Genomic DNA, 22,902 nt, shown 5'->3' with positions numbered 1-22,902 from the left:
GACGCAATCCCTTAGGTTCAAAGCGGCGTGGTCGTTGAGAATGCAGGCCCCATTGACGCCGCCGCCACCCTTGATTGTTAAGCTGTTAATCGTGACCGAATGGCCGGGCAAGACATGGAAGACACGGAAGGAGGCGTCTTGCGTGACTTTGATCGGAACCGTCGCACTACTAGCGTCGATCGTAATGTTGGAATTGATCGCGATCTCGCCGCTGGTCAGGGTGATTGTCGAGCCATTGAGAAAGATGGCGAACGTAACCAGGCTCCCATCGCCCGCAGCGGCGATCCTGTCGCGGAGTGAGCCGGGTCCGCTATCGTTCGTGTTAGTAACTTGATAAATAGTGGTGGTATTCGGAGAAAATTCCGAACCGGCCAGAACCGCGCAAAGGAGGACGAAGAGCAGCAACCCGGTCATCGCTGAAAAATGGCGAAGGCGCAGGCGCACGTCAGATTGCCTAACAGATTACTAATAACGTTCCAATCAAAAAAAGCTAGGTGGAGCCGGCACCCGCCCTCGTGCCGGGGGAGCAAGCAGAATCACAGCTCCGGCTCCCCGGCCTGAGGGCAGGCCGTCTCCAACCCGAGCTGTCTCCAACTAATTCAACGCGCGAGCAATCTTTCGTAGAGCGCCCGGGTTTGCTCCGCGATCGCCGGCCAGCCGAATTTTTCCTCGGCCCGTTTCCGGCCCGCCCTGCCGAATTCCTCGCGCAGAACCGAATCGGCCATCAGTTGATTGATCCGCGCCGCGAGGTCGCGCGCGAACTTTTCCGGATCGCGCGGCTCGAAGGGACTCTCTTCCATTTGATCGATCGGGACCAGGAAGCCGGTCTCGCCATCGACCACGACTTCCTTGATTCCACCCACAGCCGTCGCCACCACCGCCGTTTCGCAGGCCATCGCTTCGAGATTGATGATTCCAAACGGCTCGTAAATCGATGGGCAACAAAAGACGGCGGCATTTGAGTACAGCTCGCGGACGATCGGTTTCTCGACCATCTCATTGATCCAAATCACGCCGCCGTGTTCCGCCTGAACCCGGGCGACGACTTCTTTCATTTCCTGCTCAATCTCCGGAGTGTCGGGAGCGCCGGCGCAAAGAACGACCTGAAATCCTTCGTCCATGTGTTTAACGGCGCGGACGAGATGAATGATTCCTTTCTGGCGAGTGATTCGTCCGACGAAAAGCACGAACGGCTTCTTGATTCCGTACTTTGTCAGCGCCGCCGTGGAATCGGTCTTCCGGTATTCCTCGAGATCGATCCCGTTATGAATGACGTGCAAACGGCTGGGTTCGACGTTGAACAGCCGTTCGATGTCGGCCTTCGTCTGAGCTGAGACGGCAATCACCGCATCAGCCATTTCCAGCGCGGTCTTTTCGACCCACACCGAAAAATCGTAACCGCCGCCGAGCTGCTCGCGTTTCCATGGCCGGAGAGGTTCGAGGGAATGCACCGTGATCACGAGCGGGAGGCCGTAATTCATTTTCGCCAGGATCCCGCCAAAGTGGCTGTACCACGTGTGGCAATGCACGAGGTTGGCCTCGATTTTCGTCGTGTTGAAATCGGTGCAGCGGCGAACCGCGCCAAAAACGGATCGAAGCGGCGGCGGACAGGTGAACGCTCCGGTATCCAGCTCGAATCCGGTCACCGAAAGATTGCCCTTCTCGAACTTCTGATCGCCGAAGCAGCGAACTTCGATCGGCATTAGTTTGGCGAGCTCACGCGAAAGATAATCAACGTGCACCCCGGCCCCGCCGTAGACATTCGGCGGGTATTCGTTGGTGAGGAAAAGCGCCTTCACCCCATTGTTTTAATAGCGCACGCTCAATCCGACAAATGGGTTCAGATCATCGGCAGCGTCGGTGAGTCCAACGTTAACGCCGGTATCGAGCTGGACGTTGGGCGAGAGGCGGTAGGTCAACCCGCAATCGAACGTCGCGATCCAGCCGGCGTGCCTTTCGTTGCTGACGTTGCTGAAGAGCTCGACGTAAGCAGCCAGGCGTTTGGTGAAATCGTGGCTGAACGTGACCGCGTTCACGATCTCCTGGTGGTAACCGCCGCCGTTCATGTCGCGCGCGTGATCGACTTCCAGCTGCATCGCCAGTTCGTTATCGAGCGGCAACCGGAAAAGGAGCGGCAGAATCACGCCACCTTCCACGGCGCCGTTGCCGAGATCGTGCGAGGCGGTCGGCACTTTAAGAAAGGGCATGGCGGCGAAGGCGGTTGACCCATCGTCGTCCCCCCAGAAGTTGATCTTGATGCGGAGAGCAATGTCGCCAAAACCTTCCGCCCGCATCGTGCGGCCGGTATCGCGGTCCGTTGTTTTCTCGATGTTGTATGTCTCCACCACGAGTTGGAGGTCGACGTTGTTCAGCACCCCGACCTTCAAGTTCACCGGAGCAATCCCCCACCCCGTCACCTTCTCGTGGCTCGATCGGTCCGTGGTGTAGGTAGCGAAATCCATCTCGAGTTGAAAATGGCCGGCATCGACGGTGATCGGGCTTTCCGTCTTGTCAGGCCGATCGGTTTCCATCTCGCGCATCAACGATTCCGGCGTCGGATGAAACAGGTCGAACCCGTTCTTGTCCGGGCGCTCCTCGGCCAGGGCCGCGAACGGAACGATCCCGAAGAGAACGAGGGCGCAGGCGGTGCGCCTCATTTTTGGACCTTCAGCAGCAACACCGGGACATCGACTTCGTGCCGAACTTTGTCGGCTGTGCTGCCCAGAAGTAAATCACCGACGAGTCGATGCCCGTGGGTCGTCATGGCAATCAGGTCGACCAGTTCCGCCTTCGCCAATTTAATGATCTCCGTCGCCGGGTCACCCATCGCCAGGATCGTTTTCACCTCGTAGCCTTCCGATTCCAGTTCGCGTGCAAGCTCCGACAAATATTGCCGGTCCTGTTTCATTTCCTCGCTCTCCTGCAATCCGAAGCGCTCGTAGTTCCGAGCCGCCCAACCATCGGCCACGTGGACCAGAGTCAGCCTGGCATCCACGAGCTTCGCCAATCGACGGATATGGCTCAGGATTGTCTGGTCCGATTTGCGATTTTCGACGGGAACGAGAATCCGGTTGTACATGTCTACTCCAGCCCAAGCCAGCCCCGGAACGTTTGGAAAAGGAGCCAGGCGTTGAGTAATGCAATCACGATCGCAATGGTCCACGCCAGCCATTTCACGACCGGGCTGTTGACGAATTCGCCCATCTTCACCTTGTCGCTGGTGAACAGGACCAGCGGAAACACGGCGAAACTCAATTGCAGGCTGAGAATGACCTGGCTGAGCACGAGCAGGTTCGTCGTCCCTTTTTCCCCCGAGATAATGGTGACAATGACCGCCGGGATAATGGCGATCAGTCGGGTGATGAGGCGGCGAAGCCAGGGCCGCAGCCGGATATTGAGAAAGCCCTCCATCACGATCTGGCCCGCCAGGGTGCCGGTCAGGGTCGAGTTTTGCCCCGATGCCAGCAGCGCCAGGGCGAAGAGGGTGCTGGCCCCGGTCGCGCCCAGCAACGGCGTCAGGAGTTTGTAGGCTTCCTGGATTTCCGCGACGTCGTTGCGCCCGTGGGTGTAAAAGGTCGCCGCGGCCACGATCAGGATGGCCGCGTTAATGAAGAGCGCGAACATCAGGGCAACTGTCGAGTCGATGGTCGCAAACTTGATGGCTTCGCGTTTGCCGGGCGAGGTCAATTCATAACGGCGCGTCTGAACGATCGAGGAATGCAGATAAAGATTATGCGGCATCACCGTCGCGCCCAGGATGCCGATCGCGATATAGAGCATGCCGGGATCGCTCACGATCTGGGGCGACGGCACAAACCCTTTCGCAATGCCAAGAAGATCCGGGCGCGACGCGATGATTTCCCAGGTAAAGCACCCGCCGATCAGAAGGATAAGGGTGATGACCAGCGCTTCGATGTAGCGAAAGCCCTTGTTCTGCAAAAACAACACGAACAACACATCCAGCGAGGTGACGCAGACGCCCGCGAGCAGCGGCAGGCCGAACAGCAGATTCAGGGCGATGGCGGAACCGATGACTTCCGCCAGGTCGCAGGCGGCAATGGCGATTTCGCAAATCACCCAGAGAAAAAAGGAGACCGGCTTGCTGTAATGGTCGCGGCAGGCCTGGGCCAGGTCGCGGCCGGTGGCGATCCCCAGTTTGAGGGAGAGCGCCTGGAGGAGAATGGCCATGAGGTTCGACAGCATGATCACGCTCAGGAGCGTGTAGTTGTACTTCGAGCCGCCGGCCAAATCGGTGGCCCAATTCCCCGGATCCATGTAACCGACGGCGACCAGGAAACCGGGCCCGGCAAAAGCGATGAGCTTGCGGAAGAAGCTGGCCGAAGCGGGGACGACCAGGCTGCGGTGAACTTCCGAAAGGCTCGGCAGCTCCGGGACGGCCCGCCACCCCGCGGTGGAATGCGAAGTTTCCGGGGGGCTAATATTAGCCATGACTAAGTTATTTGTTTGAAACTAAATATCTGTCAACTGACAAATATTTTTATTTTGCGCTATCGACCGATCCCGCTACCTTCTTTCGCCGTGGCCACTTCCCGCAAACCCCGTCGCAATTCCGCCGCGGTCGAGGACTACCTCGAGCGGATCCTCGAGTTGATCGACTCGAAGGGCTACGCCCGGGTGGTCGACATCGCCACCAGCCTGAAGATCTCGCAGGCCAGTGTCAGTAACATGGTGCAGCGCCTCGATGGCGAGGGCCTCCTCAAATACGAGAAGTACCGCGGCCTTGTCCTAACCACCGCCGGTGAAACCCTGGCCCGGAACATCATCCGCCGGCACCAGCTCCTGACCGATTTCCTGACTCTGCTGGGCCTCGATCCCCAGGTGATTCATCATGATGTCGAAGGCATGGAGCATCACATCAGCGCGCCGACATTGAAGGCGATCGCAGCTTTGACCGCGCAGCTCAAGCGACGGCCGGCCTTGTTGGCGCAGGTGACCAAGTAGGTGGATCGAGCGCTACGACGCTCGATGGGGGCGACGGCGCTGCCCTCATCGCCCGCGGAGCGGCCGATCCACCAGAAAGCTTTGAATCCATGGTTTCCCTCCCCGGCACGGTGGCGTGCCGGCTCCAAGACTACGAGCGCAGCTCAAGCGCCGCCCGGCCTTGTTGGCGGAAGTAACCAAGTAGGTGGATCGAGCGCTCCGACGCTCGATGGGGCGACGGCGCCGCACTCATCGCCCGCGGAGCGGTCGATCCACCAGAAAGCTCCGAATCCATGGTTTCCCTCCCCGGCACGGTGGCGTGCCGGCTCCAAGACTACGAGGGCGCGCCAGCTCCAGTACCCGTTGACGTTCCTCCAAAACGCCTTCTACTGTCACCGTCCCGCTAACGGACGTGAAATGGAATTGACCTGGGGAGCGTTCGGGGTTGGGGAATCTGCGCGGCGTTGGTCTTCCTTCTTTCCCTTTGCCGCCGCGAATCCCGAAACGGCCAGCCCTTCATCCAAAGCCACAGGAACGCGCCAGGCCGGCACGGACAACCGCTGCCGGATTCTCGTGGTCGAGGATCACCTCGACACCCTGCGCTCGCTGAAGCTTCTCCTGACGCGCCTCGGCTATCATGTCCTCATCGCCAAGAATATGACGGAAGCCCTTGGCCTCGCAGAGGACGAGCCGTTCGACATTCTCCTGAGCGACATCGGCCTGCCCGATGGCAGCGGCCTCGAGCTCATCCGGCGGCTCCGCCACATCCGCAACGTCCCCGCGCTCGCCATTAGCGGATTCGGGATGGAGGAAGACGTGCAACGAAGCCGTGACGCCGGGTTCGCGGATCACCTGACCAAGCCGGTCAGCCTCGATCGCCTGCAATCCGCCATTTCCGACCTCGAAGGCCAGGCGGGCTAAGTCTCGATTTCCGGCTTCGCCGAACCGTCGGCCGCGACGTCCTCTTTCAGCTTGCGGAAGTGCACCTGGCCGACCCGGCGTCCGTCGGACTGGGAAACCGTCACGACGTAATTATCGATCTGCACCTGCTCGCCCTTTTGCGGAAGGTGGCCGAGCAAATGGGTCACGTAACCGCCAATCGTGCTCACATCCGCGCTCTCCAATTCCAGGCCCGCCAGGTCCCGGAGCTCATAAAGGCCGAGCGCTCCATCGACCGAAAATTCATTTTCGTTGATCTTCCGGAACTCCGTTTTCTCGGCATCGAATTCGTCCTGGATATCGCCCACGATTTCCTCGAGCACATTTTCGAGGGTCACCATCCCGACCGTGCCGCCGTATTCATCCACGCCGATGGCGAGGTGGGCGTGTCGGGTCAGAAAAAGGGTGAGCAGTTTCTCGAGCGACATCATCTCCGGCACCGGAATCAGCTCGCGCTTGATCCGGAGGAGGTCCGGCTGCGGATCGCGCAGCATCGGCATCAGCTCCTTGATATGAATGAGGCCCACCGCGTTATCGAGATGCCCGCGGCAGAGCGGAAACCGCGTGTGGCGCGATTCCAGCGCCTTCTTCACGTTCGCTTCGAAGCTTTCCTCGAGATCGAGAAACACCACTTCGCCGCGCGGCGTCATGATATCGCGCACCACCCGTTGCCGCAGATCGAGGGCGTTGACCAGGAGATCGCGCCCGAGCTCCGAGACCTCGTCGGACTTTTCGCTCTCGTCGAGAATGAGGCGCAATTCTTCCTCGCTGTGGGCGAGCTCGGAGCCGGCGACCGGCTTGATCCGCAGCAAACGTTGCAGGAAAAAATTCGACGACCTGTTCAGGATCCAGATGGCCGGCTTGAAAAGGATGTAAAAGCCGCCAAGTGGCCGGGCGAGCGCGAGCGAAACGGAGAGCGGGCTTCCGATGGCGATGTATTTCGGGGCCAGCTCACCAAAAACGATGTGGAGAAATGTGATCCCGATAAAAGCCAGGGTGATCGAGATCGTCGAGATCAGGGCGTGCGAATGCACATTCATGAGACCGAACGCCGGCTCGAGCATGCGCGCCAGGAATGCCTCGCCGATCCACCCCAGGGCAAGGCTCGCCAGGGTTATCCCAAGTTGGGTCGCGGAAAGATAGGCGTCGAGATGCGACCGGACGTGTTTCGCGAAAACCGCTCGCGCATTCCCTTCGTCCTCCAGCGCATCGAGCTGGCTGCTGCGCACTTTCACGATCGCGAATTCAATCGCGACGAAAAAGGCGTTGAGCGCTACGAGCCCAACGATGACCGCGAGTTTGCCGAGAAGGACCAGCGGCGGGTCCCAGTGTTCGGCAATGGCTTCGGCCAACGGCCCGGCCGCGAGAAAAGGAGAAAACAAAAAGTTCATGGAACGGATGCGCGCCGCACACCCGGAAACCCAACGAGTCGGCTGCCTACCAGCTCGACTTGGTCACACCCGGGATGAACCCGCCGGAGGCGAGTTCACGGAAGGTCAGGCGCGAAATCTTGAAACGGCGAATAAAGGCCCGGCGGCGGCCGCTCACTTCGCAACGATTGACCACCCGGGTGGGGCTGGCATCGCGCGGCAGTTGCGAGAGACCGATATAATCTTTCTTCGCCTTGAGCTCAGCGCGGAGAGCCGCGTATTTTTTCACGGTCGCGCGCTTACGGTCGTTGCGATTAATCCAGGACGTTTTCGCCATAAAGGAACGCGGAAAGTAGCGGGCTTCTTCGGGAATGCAACCGTTTTCTCCGCCCCGAACGAATCTTGGGCAACTTGCCCGCCGGAGGGCGGCGAAGCAGGGTTTTCCGAATGTTTCCACTCAACGCCAACGCTTTACCCCCGACCGCCGCGGAGCTGGCCCAGGCCATCAACGCCAGTCTGCGCTCCGTCTTCACTCTCAACCGCGACCCCGCCGAGGTCCGTGATCTCTCCTATCCTCATCTGGCGGCCATCGAAGTTTCCCTCGACGGCGCGCAATTGCCGGGACCTCCCCCTGCCCTGCCGTCGTTGAGCAGCCAGCCTGCTCCGGCGTTGACGGTCGGTTCGTTCAAGGCCGGCGGTCGAGGGCTTTCCGTTGGTCCCGCCGCGCTCGATTTCGCGCTCACCGCTACTGGCGTCGAGCTCTACCAGGCCAAAGACCATTCGGGGAAAATTGTGCTCCTCCTGCACAATGCCGCGCAGGGACGGGTTGAAGCTTCGGTTTCGAAGGCCGATCTCGAAGCGTTGATCGCCGAGGCCGCGCAAAGCCAGGCCGGAAAACACGGAGTCAAAATCGACAACGTCCAGCTCTCCCTGCGTTCCCAGGGTCCGCGCTCGCTTTCGGCCGAAGTGAGTTTGCGCGTCCAGAAACTTTTCCTCAGCGCCTCGCTTCGCATCACCGGACAGCTCGACCTCGATGATGCGCTCAACGCCCGGCTTTCCGCGCTGGATTGCACGGGCGAAGGCGCCATCGCCGGAATTGCGTGCAACGTTCTAAAACCGCATTTGGAAAAACTTAACGGCCGCGAATTCCCCCTCATGTCGCTCCCGCTCGGAGAAGCCCGCCTCCGCGATGTGCGCCTCGCCGCCGGCGACAAACTTTCGGTGACGGCGGTGTTCAGCTCCGCGAGCTAGTGGCAATAGGTCGCAGATAACCTATAGGTCTTATCTTCCCCCAAACGCTTTCCGCACATGATCATCAAAATCGGTTTCGATATTGAGTTCGAGCTGCCCGGCCCAACGCCGATGCTGCTCATGCTCTACGTCCATCCCTCGCGCCAGGCGGATCTGCGCACCGAGGAAAAGATCGTGGTCGAGCCAAATATTCCGCTGACCGATTTCACCGATCTCTATGGAAACCGTTGCGCGCGTCTCATGGCGCCCGCCGGCCAGGTACGCTTCACCCTCGAAGCCCTGATCGAAGATAGCGGCCAGCCCGACGAACAATGTCCCGACGCCATCCAGCATCGGGTTGAAGACCTGCCGAGCGAAACCCTGCCGTTTCTTCTCACCAGCCGCTACTGCGAAGTGGACAAGCTTTCCGATATCGCCTGGCAGCTTTTCGGGACGACTCCTCCCGGCTGGCCACGCGTCAAAGCCATCTGCGACTGGGTCCACAATCATATCACTTTTGGCTACCATTTTGCCGACGCGACCAAGTCCGCGTTCGACGTTTACAACGATCCGCGCGGGGTCTGCCGCGACTTCAGCCATCTCGCCCTCGCTTTCTGTCGCTGCCTGAACATTCCGGCGCGTTATGTCACCGGTTACATGGGAGACATCGGCGTCCCCGTAGTCCTGCCGATGGACTTCAGCGGCTGGTTCGAAGTCTATCTCGGCGGACGCTGGTACACGTTCGATGCCCGGCACAACATTCCTCGCATCGGCCGCATCGTCATGGCCGTCGGCCGCGACGCCGCCGACGTGGCGCTGACCACAAATTTCGGCCGCGCCATCCTCAAGAAATTCTTCATCATCAGTGACGAAATGCCGTCCGATCAAAACCCTGCCTAGCCCTCCCGAATCGCAAAGATCGTCGAGTTAGGCGAAAGAATGTTCGCCTTGAAATGCGAACTTTCGTCTAATTCTCGTTAGACCTATGCAGCGACTTATACCATTCGTCCCGATGGTCGTGGTCTGGATCAGCTGTGTCTCCACCGCGAGTTCGTTTGGTCCGTCTCCAAACTCATACAGCGTCGTGCTCGTCTCAGCCGCACCAAGCGGAGCGGCTACGGCGAAGGTGCATCGGAAGGACGTCAAGGAGCCAGATCGTATTTTTGCGACGTACGAAGCGCTACAGGATTTCTGCGCGACTCTTCCCGACGGCGCACAGCTCCGATATGTCTATCCGATGCAGAGCGCTCTCCCGCCAGGATCACACATTTTCCTGAACCGTTTTAATGAGCTTCAGGCGTTTTGCGCATCGCGATGCGTGAAGTTCGAACGTTTGTATCCGGACTGGTGACAAGGTCTAACAATACGATGGAGCGAACGGCTGGCAGCCTCGGTTCCTCACTTTCCGCGAGACTCCACCCTCAACCCGAAGCGACGCGCCGTCCCGCCGGCCGTCGCTCATCTTGTTCTCGTTAGGCCTTATGCGTTTCGGATTACCGGCACTACTCCTCTCGGCAGCGGTGGCGATGGGAGACATCATCGTGAGAGCACCCGTGAAGGACAAGGAAGCGCTCGTCGGCACCTGGGAGGGAGTGAACGCGGCGGAAGACGGATACCTGTTCCGGATGGTGCTGGCTGGCGGGGACAAGGGATATCTGATCTGGCCACGGTATTTTTCAAGCGAGGTGCCCCGCAACGCCCGTTACTTCTTCCTCGGCCAGCTAAAAAAACTCGAGCTGAAGAATGGACGCTTGAAACTGCTGTTTCGTCGCGCCCCCAGTGAAAGGACTGCCGAGGGCAAGGGGAACGGAGACGACGCGATCGAAATCGAGGGCCGGGTCGTCGGATGGCGCGGCAACGACGAGATGTTCAGCGGCACCGCTACGCTCCGCGCGGGAAACTACCACCGTGCGTTCAAGATCGCGCTCTGGAAGGGGGAACACATCCGCCAGCTCGCTGCAGACGCTCGCCGGGCGGCCGACGACCTCGCTTTGGCAATGAGCCCCGGACCAGTCGGGTCGCGTGAGGATGCTCTCGCCATCCTGCGAAAAAATGGCGTAATTGTCGAAGGGCCTCCCGGCCAGATGGGTGAAGGCACCCGCATTGTCGCAGCGGAGTGGAATGACGATTGGCGACGATGGATCATTGAGCTCCAACAGCCGAAGGGGGACTCAGTCAGGCTGAGCGTGGATGTGCCGGAGAATGGTTATGAATACCTTCTTTCAGACGAAATGCGGTGAAGGTCTAACTGCGATGGAGCGAACAGCGGCCGCCGAATCGCTCATCTTACCCTCGTTAGACCTTCTGCGTTACGCAGCAGCAGCATTCTCGCTCTTCTTCCTTGGCGCGTGCGCGGCGGTCGAGCAATCAAGCAATGCAATGTATTCCTCGCTGCTCTCCAACGCAGACATCGCAGAGATCACGGCTTTAGTCGCTCGACGTAGCGACATTCGACAGCCCATCTTTCGAATCACCACACAAGATGCGCGCAGCAATCGATTCGTTGTTTACACCGGCCATAAAGAGAGAATTGGTGACCAGTCGGATTATTTTTCAGTGCAGAAGCTACATGGAACGTGGCATATCGTGTCTACTGTCTCGCACGACATCGTGATACCGCACCCGGAGCGAGCCATAGTCACTTGATGGAGGCACATCAACAGGCCTAGCCTCAACGTTGAATTGCAACATTTGCGACGAAATCCCGCGGTGAAGCTGGAGCAACGCCACGCGCTGTAGCCACGCCGCTCTGTCGGCGCGCGACGCGGCATTTTGCGATCGCGCGTAGTACGGCGCCTGAGCGCCGTCACTACAACGCTGCATAATGGCGACTAGAGCGCCGCGGCTCCATTTACTGGCGCGCCAGGCGCCGGAACATCCAGATGCCGAGCCCGATAAAGAGAACATTCGGGAACCAGACCAGCAGCTCGGGATGGAGCTTGGCGTTCGCGCGGAGGGTGTCGGCAATAATGATGAAGAGAAAATAGAAGACGCCGACGACCAGGCTCACCGCAAAACCAAAGGAGGTTTCCCGGCGATGAGCGGTGATGCCGAGCGGCACCCCGATCAGGGCAAAGACCAGGCAGGCCAGCGGAAACGAGAACCGCTTGTTGATCTCCGTCCGGCTCGAGCTCCGCATTTTCGGGTCCTCATTTTTTAATTGTTCAAGCAGCTGCTCGATCGAGAGCATCGAACGGCTGGCCCGTCGCTTTTCCTTTTCGTACAGCTCCTCCAGGCTGATCGGCAGCGTGCCTTCGGCGACGTTGATGCCATCGCGTATCCGGCGAAGATCGTAGGGATCAAACTCGTCCCTCTGCTGGTAACGCGCGTTATAGAGATGCATCAGGATCCGCCGGTTCGGCAGGTCGGTCTCGAGCATGCCGACCCGGGCGTGGGTCACTTTCATCGGCATCCAGTCGTCGTTGAGTTCGAAGACGAGAATGTTTTCCAGCCGGTTGCCTTCCTTCCGACCAACATAAATTTTGCGCCCGGGAAATTGATCGATCACCTGGTCGCTCCCAAAAAGCGCCATCGGATTGCGGGTGGCGAGATTGAACACCGTGGCCCGCATTTCTTCCTGGGCGGCGGGGGCGACCTGCACATTGAGCCAGAGCGAGGCGCCAGTGCAAATAATCGCGATGAAGACGAGCGGGATGCAGATCCGGGTGATGCTGACGCCGTTGGAGCGGAGCGCGATCAATTCGTTGTCCGCCGAGAGCCGGCCAAAGACGAGCAGCACGGCGGTGAGCAATCCCCACGGAATGGTAAAGATGAGGGAGAACGGCAGGACGTAGGCGATAAAGCCCAGCACGTATTCAATCGGCAGGTCGTGGTTGACCAGGAGCGGGAGGAGTTTTCGGAAAATGTTGCCCAGGACGAGGACGAAACTGAGGACCGCGATGGCGAAAATGAGATTAAAAATCAGCTGCCGGCTGATGTATCGGTCGATCATTTTCATCGCTGCCGTTTGTTAGTTCCGATTCGGGAGCGTGGCAAGTTGGAGACGGCAAATGGAGACGGCCTGAGCGCATATGGAGGCGGCCTGGGCGCATATGGAGACGGCCTGCCCACAGGCCGTGGAGGCCGAAGTAGGTATCAAAGGATTCCCTCTCCGGCACGGTGGCGGGCCGGCTCCAGCATGCTAAAATGACGGCGCGCGGCGGTGTTGTCCGGCCCCGCTTGCTCAACTTCTTGATGATTCTGGCCCGACTACCGAAGACTTTTCTTACCTGGGCCGTCACCTTGCTCACGCTCGGCGGGATCGCCGCCGCGCTCCGGGCCGTCGCGCCAGATTACGCCAGCGTCCGCGCGGGACGCGTCGACGCCGGCTATCTCCAGTCCGGCGACTGCCGGAAATGCCATGGATCAAATTACGCGACCTGGTCTGCCACGTATCACCGCACCATGACCCAGGAAGCAGGTCCTGAAAGCGTCCTGGGCGATTTCGATCGCCATAACACGATCACTTACCAGGGCGTCCGTGCGGAGATGGTGCGACAGGACGGGAAGTATTGGATGAAAGTCACCGGCGCCGACGGCCACACCCAGCAACTCGAAATCGTGCGCACGGTCGGTTCCCGGCGGATTCAGCAATATCTGACCAAGACCGGCGACACCTGGTATCGCGCCCCGATTGCCTACGATCTTGTCCAAAAACGCTGGATGCACCTCAACGGCTCGTTCTTCTTTCCCGACGGCAGCGATTACAACCAGCACGTCGCGGAGTGGAATGTGAATTGTGTTTTTTGCCACAACGTGAAAGCGCAGCCGGGGTTGGATTGGACGAACCGGACCTGGAAGACCGAGGTCGCCGAGCTCGGGATTGCCTGCGGCGCCTGTCACGGGCCGGCCGGCGAACACGCCCAGCGCGCGCTTTCGCCGGTCACCCGCTACTGGTGGAAACTGGACGAAAAGGACGGCCCGCCCCGCGCGGTGGTCCATCCGGACAAACTCGACTCCGATCGTTCGGCGATGATCTGCGGCCATTGCCACGGCCAGCGCATTCCTCAGCCGCTCGACCGCATCCGGCCGATGATGAGCGTCGGAGATCCATACGATCCCGGAAAAAATTTGCACGATTTTTACAAGCCGGTGCAGCGCGACGACAAGGTTGAGTCGTTCAGTTACGCCACCCGCTTCTGGGATGACGGCTCCCCTCGCCTCACCGCCTACGAATACCAGGGGATGACCCGCTCGAAATGTTTCACCGCGGGCAAGCCGGGCCAGCGCATCACCTGCACCTCCTGTCACGAAGTTCATGGCGGCGATCCCCGCGGCCAGCTCACGGAGAAAATGAAAACGAACGCGGCCTGCACCCAGTGCCACGAGCAATTCGCGGCGCCGGCGCAGTTGGCCGAACACACGAAGCACAAGGCCGGATCGACCGGCAGCCTCTGTTTCAACTGCCATATGCCGTCGATCGTTTATGGAATCATGACCGCGCGCCGGACCCATCACATTACCAATCCGATGCCGGACGAAACCGTTCGGTTCCGCAAACCAAACGCCTGCAACCAATGCCACCAGGATTGGTCGGTCAATCAGACCATCGCCACCGCCCAGCGTCTTTGGCCCAAGGCTTACGCCGAAAGCAAGAGCGGCGACCAGCGTTTTGACGAACCCGAAGGCCAGCGCGCGCTCTTCAGCGGCGACGCCGTCACCCGCGCGCTCACCGCCGCCGCGATGGCGCCCGCGACTGATGCCACCGCTCCCTTGTTGCTCGAAGCCATGCAGGACAACTATCCGATCGTGCGCTACTTCGCTGCGAACGCCCTCGCCGCCCAGCACCCCGGCCTAACGAAGCCCGACTACCTCGCGCCCACCGAGGTGCGCAATGCGACGCTGCAAACCTGGTATCCTTTCTGGGCGGCCGACAAGCTCCGCGACGCGCGCGCGGCTCGCGAACGGCTCAGCCCGCTCCGGTCCGAAACCGATGTGGAAGTTGGCGAATAAGCTCGCCTGCCGGCCTTTCCCGAGTTTCTTTTCCTTTCGATGCCCACTCCTACTCATCCGGCCAACGACACCGCGCCTTTGATCCGCCAAGGCTGGATCTCACTCGCCCTCTGGATTGCATTCGGGATTCTGCTCGAAGGCTTCCGCGCCTTTCGCTCTCCGTCGGTGCTCGATGATGCCGTGCGCCAGGACATGTTTCGCCTCGCCCATGCCCATGGCACTCTGCTCAATCTTGTCTTGATCGCCGCCGCGATTTGCGCCCGGCTCGAGCTGGTCCGGATCGGACCCGGTACTTCGCTTGGGTTACGCTCTTCCGTCATCCTGTTGCCAGCCGGATTTTTGATCGGCGGCCTTTGGCATTTCAAGGACGAACCCGGGCTCGGTATTCTCCTCGTCCCGATCGGGGCCGTCCTCCTTCTCGCCAGCGCCATCTATCTCAGCCTCACCCTGCCGCGGCGCATGTAGCGGCGGCGTTCCACCGTCTCATGGAGCCGGCACGCCTTCGTGCCGGGGAGAGTGCGGCCACGTCGTCTCCCACCGGCCTGATGGCAGGCCGGCTCCAAGAAGCCGGCTCGCCGCGGCGACCCGTCGACATAACCCTCTACGGGGCCGCCTCGGGAGCGCTCATGCTTTTGCTGTAAAACCCCGATCGATCGAAACAACAAACGCGTTTCTTCCCGCCCGCGAGCATCGAGCACGCATTCTTCACCCGGCGCGCGCGCGTTTCCCGCTGCTTGGCGGAAAGGATCCAATGAATCCAATCTCTCCGCGCGCTAACTGTGATCGCCGACCACAAAGCCTTTGCTTTCGGCGCGCCCGCGAGCGCCTTTCGCAAATCCGCCGGCACCTTCGCCTCCGGTTCCTCGGCCGGCGGCCCGATCTCCATCGTGACAACGTCGCCCGCGTCAGCCTTCGCCGCCTCGAGCATTTCCCGGGTCACCTTGAGCCAATGACTCTTTTCGCCGTCCGGCTCTACCTCGGCCTGAAACGGAAAACCATTGATCGTGCCTTCCACCGGCGTCATCCCCCGCGACCGCAGCTTCGCGCTCGCCTCCTTCGGTAAAATGAGAAATGTCCAGGGGGGGATTTTCGATTGGCCCTTTTCCGTTCCGGCCGGCCGAAACAGTTTCGCTTTGAAACGAATCTTAGAAACCGTCTTGCTCATATCGGCTTGGTATCGATTCCCCTTTTTACCCTTCCGACCCCCATTGACTCCATTCTTAATTCTTCCTTCTTCCTTCTTAATTTCCCTCACACCTGCTGGAATCGAAGATAGAGGAACCGCTGCTCCGTCTGCCAGGGCGTGGTATGCGTTTCCCGGCGGGATTCGCGCAGGACAAAACTGGCCCCGAGCTCCGCTTCGATCGAGGCCTCGTCGTGCCGCATCACTGGGAGGCCGCTGCACTTCGGCGGTCCGTCCAGCGCGAAAGTCGCGATGATCACATGCCCGCCCGGCTGCAAGGTTCGCTGAAGCGTTGAAACGTAGGCGCGCCGTTCGCCGGGTTCGGTGAGGAAATGGAACAGGGCGCGATCGTGCCAAACCGCGAAACGATGAGGCGGCTCGAAAGAAGTCACATCGCCCTCGAACCATTCCACTGCCGCCGCGCGTTCGCCGAGCCGGACACGCGCATGACTGAGGGCCGGGGCGGAAATGTCGAAAACGGCCAGCGACGAGTAACCGTCCTCAAGCAGGCAATCGATAAGCGTCGAAGCGCCCCCGCCAACATCGATGACTCCCGCGTCCTTGTCCGCACCGGTCGCCCGGATCAGCCCCAGCGAGAGCTCGGGACGCGGTTGATACCAACTGACGTCGTCGGGCGCTTTTTGTTGATAGACTTCCGTCCAGTGCTGCTTGCGATCCATGCTTTAGGGTGAAGCTGCAACGCCCGACGAAACCGGGATTAGCGAAAGCCCGCGGCTCTCATTCTTTTGGCTTTGTTATTCGAGCATCGGCTTCTGTTCCATCCGTATGCCGGAGCCGTAATTTGCGGGTCTCGCCCGGATTCAATTTCATAAACGGTCGCAGCTCTGTCGCACGCTTTCCCGCGATGTTCTGGCCCTCGATCTGAATGATCTGATCCCCGACCTTCATCCCAGCCGCCTCGGCCAATGAACCCTTGGTCACCTCCGTCACCACAATCTTGGTGACGATTGGATTAAGAAAAAACCCTTCACCCTCGACCTGGGTGACGAACCCGAGTTTCTGCTCAGCGCCGGCGCTCTGCGCGAGGACAAGTAAACAGAGGAAGAGCAAGAGACAATGGAGACGGCCTGCCTTCAGGCCGTGGGAAGAGCGCGTCGCTGCAAATTCATACTTCATTCTTCTTCTTCCTTTCGAACGCCGCACGACGCTTATGATTGGCGAGCGAGATGAAATAGTAGGAGCTTCCCACGGCTGCGGCGATCAACGCAACAGTTCCTGAAGCCCGGCCACTGCGCAGAAAGAAGATGTAGCCGTATATCGCCAGGGGAATGTAGAGAAGAATTCCCGAAATCATCCCGGGCGAATAACGCCTGGTCTGGATGGCCCCGACGATGTGGAAGACCGCATTCTCGGCGAGAAGAGCCGCCAGCGCCAGCCACGCTGCCACTCCGTTGCCTCTGGGCGACCGCACGGCCAAAGCAACGTTCGCGCTGAAAAGGACCAGGACCATATTGATGATGACCAGGTACCGGTCGGTCACGCTCGCCCTGATGTCGGGCCGATATGCTGTCCACCATTCCTTAAACCCACCCGGAAAAACGAACTCCTCAAAAATGTGAATGAGCGCAGCCACAGTGAGCGACCACGCAAGCAACGTCAGGGGCATTAACACAACATCAGCGACGCCACTCCTGCCCGCAATGCATTGCTGTCACTTCTTAATTCTTCCCTTTTACTTCTTCCTTCCCCAAGTCACTCCGCACTAATCGTGACGAAGTAGCCGTCCGGGTCGCGAACCGAAAATTCCATGGTGCTCGTGTTAGGATTCTGGCGTGGCTCCTCCTCAAAGCGGGCCACAAGCGCCCGGGCCCTTTGCCGGGCGGCGTCGAAATCGCCGACTCGGAAGAAGAGCAACAACCCGTTCCCGGGAGTCGCGACCTCGGGGCTCGCCAGCGTCGGATGTTCGTGCTCGCCCCACTGATGCAGACAAAGCAGCACGGTCCCGTCGCGATCCACCACTTGAGCCCAGCCGGCGTGGGCCTGCTTTTTTGAGCAGGCGAGAATTTCTTCGTACCAGCGCGCACTCGTTGATACATCCCGCACGCCAATGATGGTCCAAAGTCGTTTCATTTCATTTCGCTCTGACGTCTAAGGCTTCGCCCCCTGGCATTCTCCTCCGCTTTGAGATTCTGATTCTTCTTCGGGAAACCAGGCGAGGCCCATGCGGGGGCGCGCACAGTCTGGCCAGCCGACGATTACATACGTCTTCTCGATCTCGAACATTGCGGGATCGTCGGGCGCGTTGCACACCAATTCATTAATGCCCGGATCCTTGCGAACCAAATCCACCATGGCGGCTTCGGCCTCTTCGGGCGACGCCGCTTCGATAAGAAACTTTGTGTAGAACCCGTGTTTGGCGGGCCGTTCCGCCGGATCGAAACGAATCAGATAGTTCCGACCGGCTACGTCTAGTTGATACTTCGGCATTGCGACGTGAGGCCTGGCATTACTTTAGGCATTCGTTACGTGTCCAAGGCGAACGCAAGATTTCTCGGCTCGGCGTAACGCCCGTAACATTCGGCGCAAAGCCAGTGGTCGTCCGGATCGATGTAGCCGGCCGAATCGCCGCCCTTCCCGATTCCCTTGCGGCAAAGCTCACAGTGTTCATGATCCCAACCTTCCACCTCGATCTGAGTGGGAGTCGCGCCTTTGGGCACATCGTAGCCCGCTTTTCCCCACCCACGAGTTTCCCCCAACACCCAATGTTGGGCGTCGCTTGGCGAGAACGTCACCCGGCGCCACGTCGTGCCAGGGTCGACGATCATGGTTAGATGGTACGCCTGCCAGTATCCATCCAGCCAGGGAACGACACTCCCCACCTGAACCTTGCTTTCGCGCGACCAAAAGGGGGCGATAAAAGTGGCTCGCCTGGTCTGTGCATCAAGATTGGTGAGATCCCCAATTAACGAGAATTTATTTCCTGCGTAAAGCCAGCTGCGTCCCTCTCGCACTGACATGAGATGTGTGAACTCGCCATGAAGCTGTGGATCGGCGAGGAGATCGATCGCCACCACCCGGAACGCGGGAAGATCGGCAAGTGTTACGTGCATGAGGGCGATTTATCGGGCGACAATAAGCTCAGCCACGCATTCCTCCCTCATTGATGCCATCCGGACATGACCCGCGATACGGTCCACTTCGGCGAGACAACCACGGTGAACAACGCCGGATTCTCGAAACCCTCCTGGCCCCACTTCGGGCGCCCGGTAACGAGAGCCAACACCCAGAACTCTTTTCCCTTCCGGATCACTTTGTAAAACGCATCGAGTCGTTTCTGGCCGCCGCCAAGGAGTTTTGTATTCGCAACGGCGATTGCTCTCTCTTCGTCGCGCGAGAAACGACCGGATCCAGCCGGATACATCTCGCCGAAGGCAGAGGTTAGCCGTTCTTGCTGGGCCCCGATGGTCCCAAAGGCAACAATCCAAAACGACAAACAGAGAACGAGGCATCGAATACTCATACTTTTGGCGAACGTTGCTCAAAAACGCCTGTCCCCGAGGTCGAGAGCTGGCGTTTTTGTCTCATAATTCTTAATTCTTGAATCTGTCCTTTCGGGATCCGGCCTTTGTCGTCTTCCGACGTGGACGCTGCTTCGCCGAGACCGACCTGATAATGAGTTTGCCGCGGCCGCTTCGCGGAAGAGGCACCCGGGCCCGCGCAGCCGCAAGAGTGAGAAGAGCTCCGACTTCCGGCTGCTCCAGCACCGCGGCCGAAGGGAGGCGAACGAACCGGGTCTGTTTGCCCGAGCCGGAAAGAACTTTTGCGGGATCGGGCAAACTGGCGCCGTGGATGAAACATAAGCCGACGCCGTTCGCCGCGGCGGCGATGGAAACGAAGCAGTCCGATGGACGCTCGTTCGGTCCGAAACCGATGACGAAGAAGTTGTAGTTATCGTAGGCGAGCTCATTTGCGGTCGGGAAGCGTTTTCGCAGGGACTTCCGCGCGGCCCGAATCGTGGCGCGATGCTTCGGCTCGAACTTGTCGATAAAACTCTGGAGCTGTTCTTCCGCTGAACCGGGTTCGACGCGCGACATAGCCTAACGAGACAAGCAACCGACAACTTCGAAAGCTTTCAGAGATCGCGGCATAGTTTGGTTAGGCCTTTGGGGACGGGTGATGTACTACAATGGACATCGCTCTGTTGACGGTGTGTCTGCAGGCGCAACGCGGTAAACAAACAGAATTGCGATGAAATACGCGCGCGACATGAAGAGGCCTAATCAGCGACCGCGAGATCCGAGCAGCGCTCAACGCAGTGGACAGGTGGATGGCAAACACTCATGAAGTGGATCGTAGGCTATCTCGCGGTTCGCTGCATCGGTAATTATATACTTGACACATTTCTCTTGGGGTGATATTGGTTCACTCATGAGCGAGGGAATTGAGGCACGATTGACGTTGGTTGAGAAGCTTCTAGGGGCTTTGTCGGAGCGTGGAACAGTTGATCTTGCCGTTGAGCAGATGGATGCCGCGAAAGCAATGGCGCTCTATACAATCGTTCAAGAGATTGCAGAGAACGCAGGCATTCCCCAAGCGGAATTTCTTCGGCACTACGAAACTCGGTTTCGTTGGTGGCATGATTATTATCTTCGCGAGGCTGAGGACGTGAATCCTGAGCGAGCTGCCGCGATAGACCCTCGATCAATCGCTGAATCCGACGTTTCCGCGACCTACCCTCCGCTATTTGGTTCCAACTAACTGATAACATGACTACAAAAACTAATTCGATTCCCGAGACTTTGACGGGCGCAATTCGCTACTTCTCGGACGCTGAAACCTGCCACAATTTTCTTACTGAGATGCGGTGGCCTGAAGGTGTCTCGTGCCCTCGTTGCGGTTCGGCTGACATTAGCAAGTTGATGCTGCCCCGCCGCATCTGGAATTGTCGCGGCTGCAAGAAGCAATTCAGCGTCAAAGTCGGAACGATCTTTGAAGATTCCCCTTTGGGTTTGGACAAATGGTTGCCCGCTACTTGGCTGATTGTGAACGCCAAGAATGGCATTAGCTCGTGCGAGCTTCACCGCTCGCTTGGTGTCACTCAGAAAACCGCGTGGTTCATGCTCCACCGCATCCGACTGGCGATGCAAGACGGCTTCTGTGGCGGCAAGATGAACGGGACTTGTGAAGCAGACGAAACCTACATCGGCGCAAAAGCTCGTTACATGCACAAGAATCGCCGCACGAAAGTTGGAGACGCGGGAATCGCTAAGACTGCCGTGCAAGGCATTCTGCAACGCACGCAGGGCGACAAGCCCTCGCAGGTCATTTGCAAGGTGGTTAAGACTACGCGACGGCCTGAGCTTTGCGGGAATGTCCGCCAGCACGTCAAACAAGGCGCTACGGTCTGCACGGATGCCCTCATGTCTTACGACGATCTGCACAAGGATTACGACCGCCAGATCATTGACCACATGGAGTGCTACGCAAAAGGCTTGGTTCACACAAACGGGCTGGAAAACTTCTGGTCGCTGCTCAAGCGCGGCCTGAAGGGCACCTATGTTAACGTCGAGCCTTTTCATCTGTTCCGGTATCTGGACGAACAAGTTTTCAGATTCAATGCGCGCAAGCTCACCGACAAAATGCGATTCCTCGCCACAATCGGGAAGTTCGCAGGCAAGCGGTTGACGTATGCGAAGCTCATTGATCTTGGGGGCGGTGATTCCCTTCCGATTCCACAAACCTAGGCAGGGACGCGGCAAACGGTCGAAGAACGGCAAATGAACCGTGCCCCATATCGGGATTGACCGTCACGCCCTTGCACTGGTAGCAATGCGGGGGCAAACCGGGGGCGGAATCATCGCAATAGACGGGCACGTCCCCGACCGAATTACGAATTTCTCTTAGGCTGGTTTCCAACTCACTAATCAACATGACAAAACATTGGAAAGTCAGGGCAACAGGCCCAAACGGTAACAAGATGATTCTCCGAACGGTAACAACCGATGAACTGATTGCCGCCGACCTTAAACTCCCCTTGGGGAAGTCCTTGATTCAGATGGGTAGAGCGGAGAATTACAGACACGAGCCGTTTACCGATGCGCAAAATCACGTCGATCTTGGCAGCGAGACATTGAAGATACACGGCAAGCATCGCCAATATGCTCTTGATGGCCCCTCTTTCGAGGAAACCGATGAACCGTTGCCGGAACGCAATGCTGACAATCACCTCGGTGGCGACGGGCACACTTTTCTTATGCCTGTTTGGGAAGAGCCGGTAAATTGACCGACAATCGTTTCGGCTTATCGTGCTGCCGTGCAACAGGACAAGGCGACCGAGCAAAAACCGTCCGAGCGTTTCAAGAACGCAATGCGGAAAATCCTGTCCGTTCCTAAAGCAGAACTGAGCCGGCGCGAAGCGGAGTATCGCAGGGATCGCAAGGCCGTGAAAAAGCGGGCTCACTGATAAAACTTTCCGTCTTGGTCAAGATGCTCGGCGAGGTGCACGAAAAAACTGGTCACTGCGTTTAGAGCTTTGAACGCCCCTTCCTGATCGTAATCAGATTCAATGTGCATGGTGGTGTCCCGCCAAGCCCGTTTAATGGCGCGAACGTCATTTGTCGCGTGATCGAAGAAGTTGGGGTGCGTTGCCCAGTCGCCATGCCTCTTGTTGGGGGGCAAGGCCAGTTGCGTATCCATCGGTTTAAGCAAATTGCCCCAGCTATCCGATAACCTGGGCGCTGTAATGCCCAGCGTTTTATACAGCGACTTGATTCCAGATTCGCAAGCGCGCATCAGATGGAAAACACATCCGGTATTGCGGTCTAGTGCATAGGACCGACGCGCCTCGCTTATCTCATTGAGTGCTTTATTGAAACGTCGGGAAATGAGGTTGTGCAAGACACGCTCTGTATCATCCCAGTTTTCGACTCTATCCGGCAATTCATAGTAACGAGCTTTGCCAGGTGGAACCCAAAAGAATAAATGCCTACGCATTTCATCATAGATGATGTTTTGAAGCTCCTCGGCTCTCGGCTTCAAATCGGTGAGCGGCCTATATTTTGATCCAATATGGGGAATCTCGCTGGCGAAACGAAGCGCAGCCCCTGCTGCCACATCGCAGCCAATTTCCTTTAGATCATCTGAAATGGACACCCCGAACCTGTTAGCGGTATCCCGCATTGCATCGCTCCACTCGCCTCTTTCTGCCAATGTTGAAAACCAGTGGAGCGAAGATCCAATATTAACGAAAATCCCGGCGCTAAATTTGTTCATATCCCACCAGCTCCAGAGCCGGAACGGACTTTCAACCCACGGCGGGAGAACTTG

30 protein-coding genes are annotated in these 22,902 nt (G+C 58.6%); 12 read left to right on the top strand and 18 right to left on the bottom strand.

What is annotated here, in order from left to right:
* From VJU77_03675 to VJU77_03655, 5 genes are all read right to left on the bottom strand, one after another.
* On the bottom strand, window positions 1–414 hold a 414-nt coding region (locus tag VJU77_03675), incomplete at its 3' end, for a hypothetical protein (GenBank protein ID HKP02440.1).
* Between the two features lie 185 nt (window positions 415–599).
* Entirely contained in the window at window positions 600–1,799 is a 1,200-nt protein-coding gene (gene glgA / locus VJU77_03670; GenBank protein HKP02439.1) for a glycogen synthase, read from the bottom strand.
* Between the two features lie 9 nt (window positions 1,800–1,808).
* On the bottom strand, window positions 1,809–2,657 hold the full coding sequence (locus VJU77_03665) for a transporter (protein ID HKP02438.1): 849 nt from the start codon (window positions 2,655–2,657) through the stop codon (window positions 1,809–1,811).
* Window positions 2,654–3,079 (bottom strand): universal stress protein, encoded by a 426-nt coding sequence (locus VJU77_03660; protein ID HKP02437.1) that lies wholly within the window; start codon window positions 3,077–3,079, stop codon window positions 2,654–2,656. The genes VJU77_03665 and VJU77_03660 overlap by 4 nt, the downstream gene beginning before the upstream one ends.
* A gap of 2 nt (window positions 3,080–3,081) precedes the next feature.
* Window positions 3,082–4,449, bottom strand: coding sequence for an Nramp family divalent metal transporter (locus VJU77_03655; protein ID HKP02436.1), 1,368 nt, complete (start codon window positions 4,447–4,449; stop codon window positions 3,082–3,084).
* 15 nt (window positions 4,450–4,464) lie between these two features.
* Here VJU77_03655 and mntR point away from each other — a divergent pair, with 15 nt between their 5' ends.
* The gene (gene mntR / locus VJU77_03650) at window positions 4,465–4,962 is read left to right on the top strand and encodes a transcriptional regulator MntR (protein HKP02435.1); all 498 of its coding nucleotides are present in this window, start codon (window positions 4,465–4,467) and stop codon (window positions 4,960–4,962) included.
* A gap of 396 nt (window positions 4,963–5,358) precedes the next feature.
* A complete protein-coding gene (locus VJU77_03645) occupies window positions 5,359–5,862 on the top strand; it encodes a response regulator (GenBank protein ID HKP02434.1) in 504 nt (167 codons plus the stop codon).
* On the opposite strand, the gene VJU77_03640 is transcribed toward VJU77_03645, so the two are convergent.
* Both VJU77_03640 and rpsN read right to left on the bottom strand, forming a co-directional pair.
* Entirely contained in the window at window positions 5,859–7,271 is a 1,413-nt protein-coding gene (locus VJU77_03640; protein HKP02433.1) for a hemolysin family protein, read from the bottom strand. The genes VJU77_03645 and VJU77_03640 overlap by 4 nt on opposite strands.
* Before the next feature lie 46 nt (window positions 7,272–7,317).
* Window positions 7,318–7,587: a 30S ribosomal protein S14 gene (gene rpsN, locus VJU77_03635; protein HKP02432.1), complete on the bottom strand. Its 270-nt coding sequence runs from the start codon at window positions 7,585–7,587 to the stop codon at window positions 7,318–7,320.
* Window positions 7,588–7,697: 110 nt separating this feature from the next.
* On the opposite strand from rpsN, the gene VJU77_03630 reads away from it, so the two are divergent.
* From VJU77_03630 to VJU77_03610, 5 genes are all read left to right on the top strand, one after another.
* Window positions 7,698–8,501, top strand: a complete 804-nt coding sequence (locus tag VJU77_03630) for a hypothetical protein (protein ID HKP02431.1) — start codon at window positions 7,698–7,700, stop codon at window positions 8,499–8,501.
* A 57-nt stretch (window positions 8,502–8,558) separates the two neighbouring features.
* The gene (locus VJU77_03625; protein ID HKP02430.1) at window positions 8,559–9,380 is read left to right on the top strand and encodes a transglutaminase family protein; all 822 of its coding nucleotides are present in this window, start codon (window positions 8,559–8,561) and stop codon (window positions 9,378–9,380) included.
* Between the two features lie 85 nt (window positions 9,381–9,465).
* Window positions 9,466–9,831 (top strand): hypothetical protein, encoded by a 366-nt coding sequence (locus tag VJU77_03620; protein ID HKP02429.1) that lies wholly within the window; start codon window positions 9,466–9,468, stop codon window positions 9,829–9,831.
* Window positions 9,832–9,961: 130 nt separating this feature from the next.
* Window positions 9,962–10,720 (top strand): hypothetical protein, encoded by a 759-nt coding sequence (locus VJU77_03615; protein HKP02428.1) that lies wholly within the window; start codon window positions 9,962–9,964, stop codon window positions 10,718–10,720.
* Entirely contained in the window at window positions 10,689–11,126 is a 438-nt protein-coding gene (locus VJU77_03610) for a hypothetical protein (GenBank protein ID HKP02427.1), read from the top strand. The genes VJU77_03615 and VJU77_03610 overlap by 32 nt, the downstream gene beginning before the upstream one ends.
* Window positions 11,127–11,331: 205 nt before the next feature.
* On the opposite strand, the gene VJU77_03605 is transcribed toward VJU77_03610, so the two are convergent.
* Window positions 11,332–12,438, bottom strand: a complete 1,107-nt coding sequence (locus VJU77_03605) for an LptF/LptG family permease (protein ID HKP02426.1) — start codon at window positions 12,436–12,438, stop codon at window positions 11,332–11,334.
* Between the two features lie 188 nt (window positions 12,439–12,626).
* On the opposite strand from VJU77_03605, the gene VJU77_03600 reads away from it, so the two are divergent.
* Window positions 12,627–14,432 carry a cytochrome c3 family protein gene (locus VJU77_03600; protein ID HKP02425.1) on the top strand — a complete coding sequence of 602 codons (1,806 nt, stop codon included), beginning with the start codon at window positions 12,627–12,629 and terminating at the stop codon, window positions 14,430–14,432.
* Between the two features lie 39 nt (window positions 14,433–14,471).
* Window positions 14,472–14,897, top strand: coding sequence for a hypothetical protein (locus VJU77_03595; GenBank protein ID HKP02424.1), 426 nt, complete (start codon window positions 14,472–14,474; stop codon window positions 14,895–14,897).
* Window positions 14,898–15,033: 136 nt separating this feature from the next.
* On the opposite strand, the gene VJU77_03590 is transcribed toward VJU77_03595, so the two are convergent.
* The 9 genes from VJU77_03590 to VJU77_03550 all read right to left on the bottom strand — a co-directional run bounded on the left by VJU77_03590 (window position 15,034) and on the right by VJU77_03550 (window position 19,670).
* Window positions 15,034–15,597, bottom strand: coding sequence for a YdeI/OmpD-associated family protein (locus VJU77_03590; protein ID HKP02423.1), 564 nt, complete (start codon window positions 15,595–15,597; stop codon window positions 15,034–15,036).
* An 86-nt stretch (window positions 15,598–15,683) separates the two neighbouring features.
* On the bottom strand, window positions 15,684–16,295 hold the full coding sequence (locus VJU77_03585; protein HKP02422.1) for a class I SAM-dependent methyltransferase: 612 nt from the start codon (window positions 16,293–16,295) through the stop codon (window positions 15,684–15,686).
* A gap of 58 nt (window positions 16,296–16,353) precedes the next feature.
* Window positions 16,354–16,752 carry a PDZ domain-containing protein gene (locus VJU77_03580; GenBank protein ID HKP02421.1) on the bottom strand — a complete coding sequence of 133 codons (399 nt, stop codon included), beginning with the start codon at window positions 16,750–16,752 and terminating at the stop codon, window positions 16,354–16,356.
* Window positions 16,742–17,242, bottom strand: coding sequence for an HXXEE domain-containing protein (locus VJU77_03575; protein HKP02420.1), 501 nt, complete (start codon window positions 17,240–17,242; stop codon window positions 16,742–16,744). Before VJU77_03575 ends, VJU77_03580 begins: the two co-directional genes overlap by 11 nt.
* A gap of 86 nt (window positions 17,243–17,328) precedes the next feature.
* The gene (locus tag VJU77_03570; protein ID HKP02419.1) at window positions 17,329–17,706 is read right to left on the bottom strand and encodes a VOC family protein; all 378 of its coding nucleotides are present in this window, start codon (window positions 17,704–17,706) and stop codon (window positions 17,329–17,331) included.
* Between the two features lie 18 nt (window positions 17,707–17,724).
* Window positions 17,725–18,063: a hypothetical protein gene (locus VJU77_03565; protein ID HKP02418.1), complete on the bottom strand. Its 339-nt coding sequence runs from the start codon at window positions 18,061–18,063 to the stop codon at window positions 17,725–17,727.
* A 35-nt stretch (window positions 18,064–18,098) separates the two neighbouring features.
* On the bottom strand, window positions 18,099–18,686 hold the full coding sequence (locus VJU77_03560; GenBank protein HKP02417.1) for a hypothetical protein: 588 nt from the start codon (window positions 18,684–18,686) through the stop codon (window positions 18,099–18,101).
* A 47-nt stretch (window positions 18,687–18,733) separates the two neighbouring features.
* The gene (locus VJU77_03555) at window positions 18,734–19,096 is read right to left on the bottom strand and encodes a hypothetical protein (GenBank protein ID HKP02416.1); all 363 of its coding nucleotides are present in this window, start codon (window positions 19,094–19,096) and stop codon (window positions 18,734–18,736) included.
* A gap of 70 nt (window positions 19,097–19,166) precedes the next feature.
* Window positions 19,167–19,670 (bottom strand): hypothetical protein, encoded by a 504-nt coding sequence (locus VJU77_03550; protein ID HKP02415.1) that lies wholly within the window; start codon window positions 19,668–19,670, stop codon window positions 19,167–19,169.
* A 334-nt stretch (window positions 19,671–20,004) separates the two neighbouring features.
* Between VJU77_03550 and VJU77_03545 the strand changes: the two genes are divergently transcribed.
* From VJU77_03545 to VJU77_03535, 3 genes are all read left to right on the top strand, one after another.
* Window positions 20,005–20,334: a hypothetical protein gene (locus tag VJU77_03545; protein HKP02414.1), complete on the top strand. Its 330-nt coding sequence runs from the start codon at window positions 20,005–20,007 to the stop codon at window positions 20,332–20,334.
* An 8-nt stretch (window positions 20,335–20,342) separates the two neighbouring features.
* A complete protein-coding gene (locus VJU77_03540) occupies window positions 20,343–21,320 on the top strand; it encodes an IS1595 family transposase (protein ID HKP02413.1) in 978 nt (325 codons plus the stop codon).
* Between the two features lie 185 nt (window positions 21,321–21,505).
* Entirely contained in the window at window positions 21,506–21,859 is a 354-nt protein-coding gene (locus VJU77_03535) for a hypothetical protein (GenBank protein HKP02412.1), read from the top strand.
* Between the two features lie 173 nt (window positions 21,860–22,032).
* Here the strand turns inward: VJU77_03535 and VJU77_03530 are convergent, their stop codons facing one another.
* Window positions 22,033–22,848 carry a hypothetical protein gene (locus VJU77_03530; protein HKP02411.1) on the bottom strand — a complete coding sequence of 272 codons (816 nt, stop codon included), beginning with the start codon at window positions 22,846–22,848 and terminating at the stop codon, window positions 22,033–22,035.
* Between the last annotated feature and the right edge of the window lie 54 nt (window positions 22,849–22,902).

Source organism: Chthoniobacterales bacterium (genome assembly GCA_035274845.1).
Lineage (GTDB): Bacteria > Verrucomicrobiota > Verrucomicrobiia > Chthoniobacterales > UBA10450 > AV80.
The sequence above is the reverse complement of the archived record's forward strand: the minus strand, read 5'-3'. Positions and strand labels throughout refer to the sequence as shown.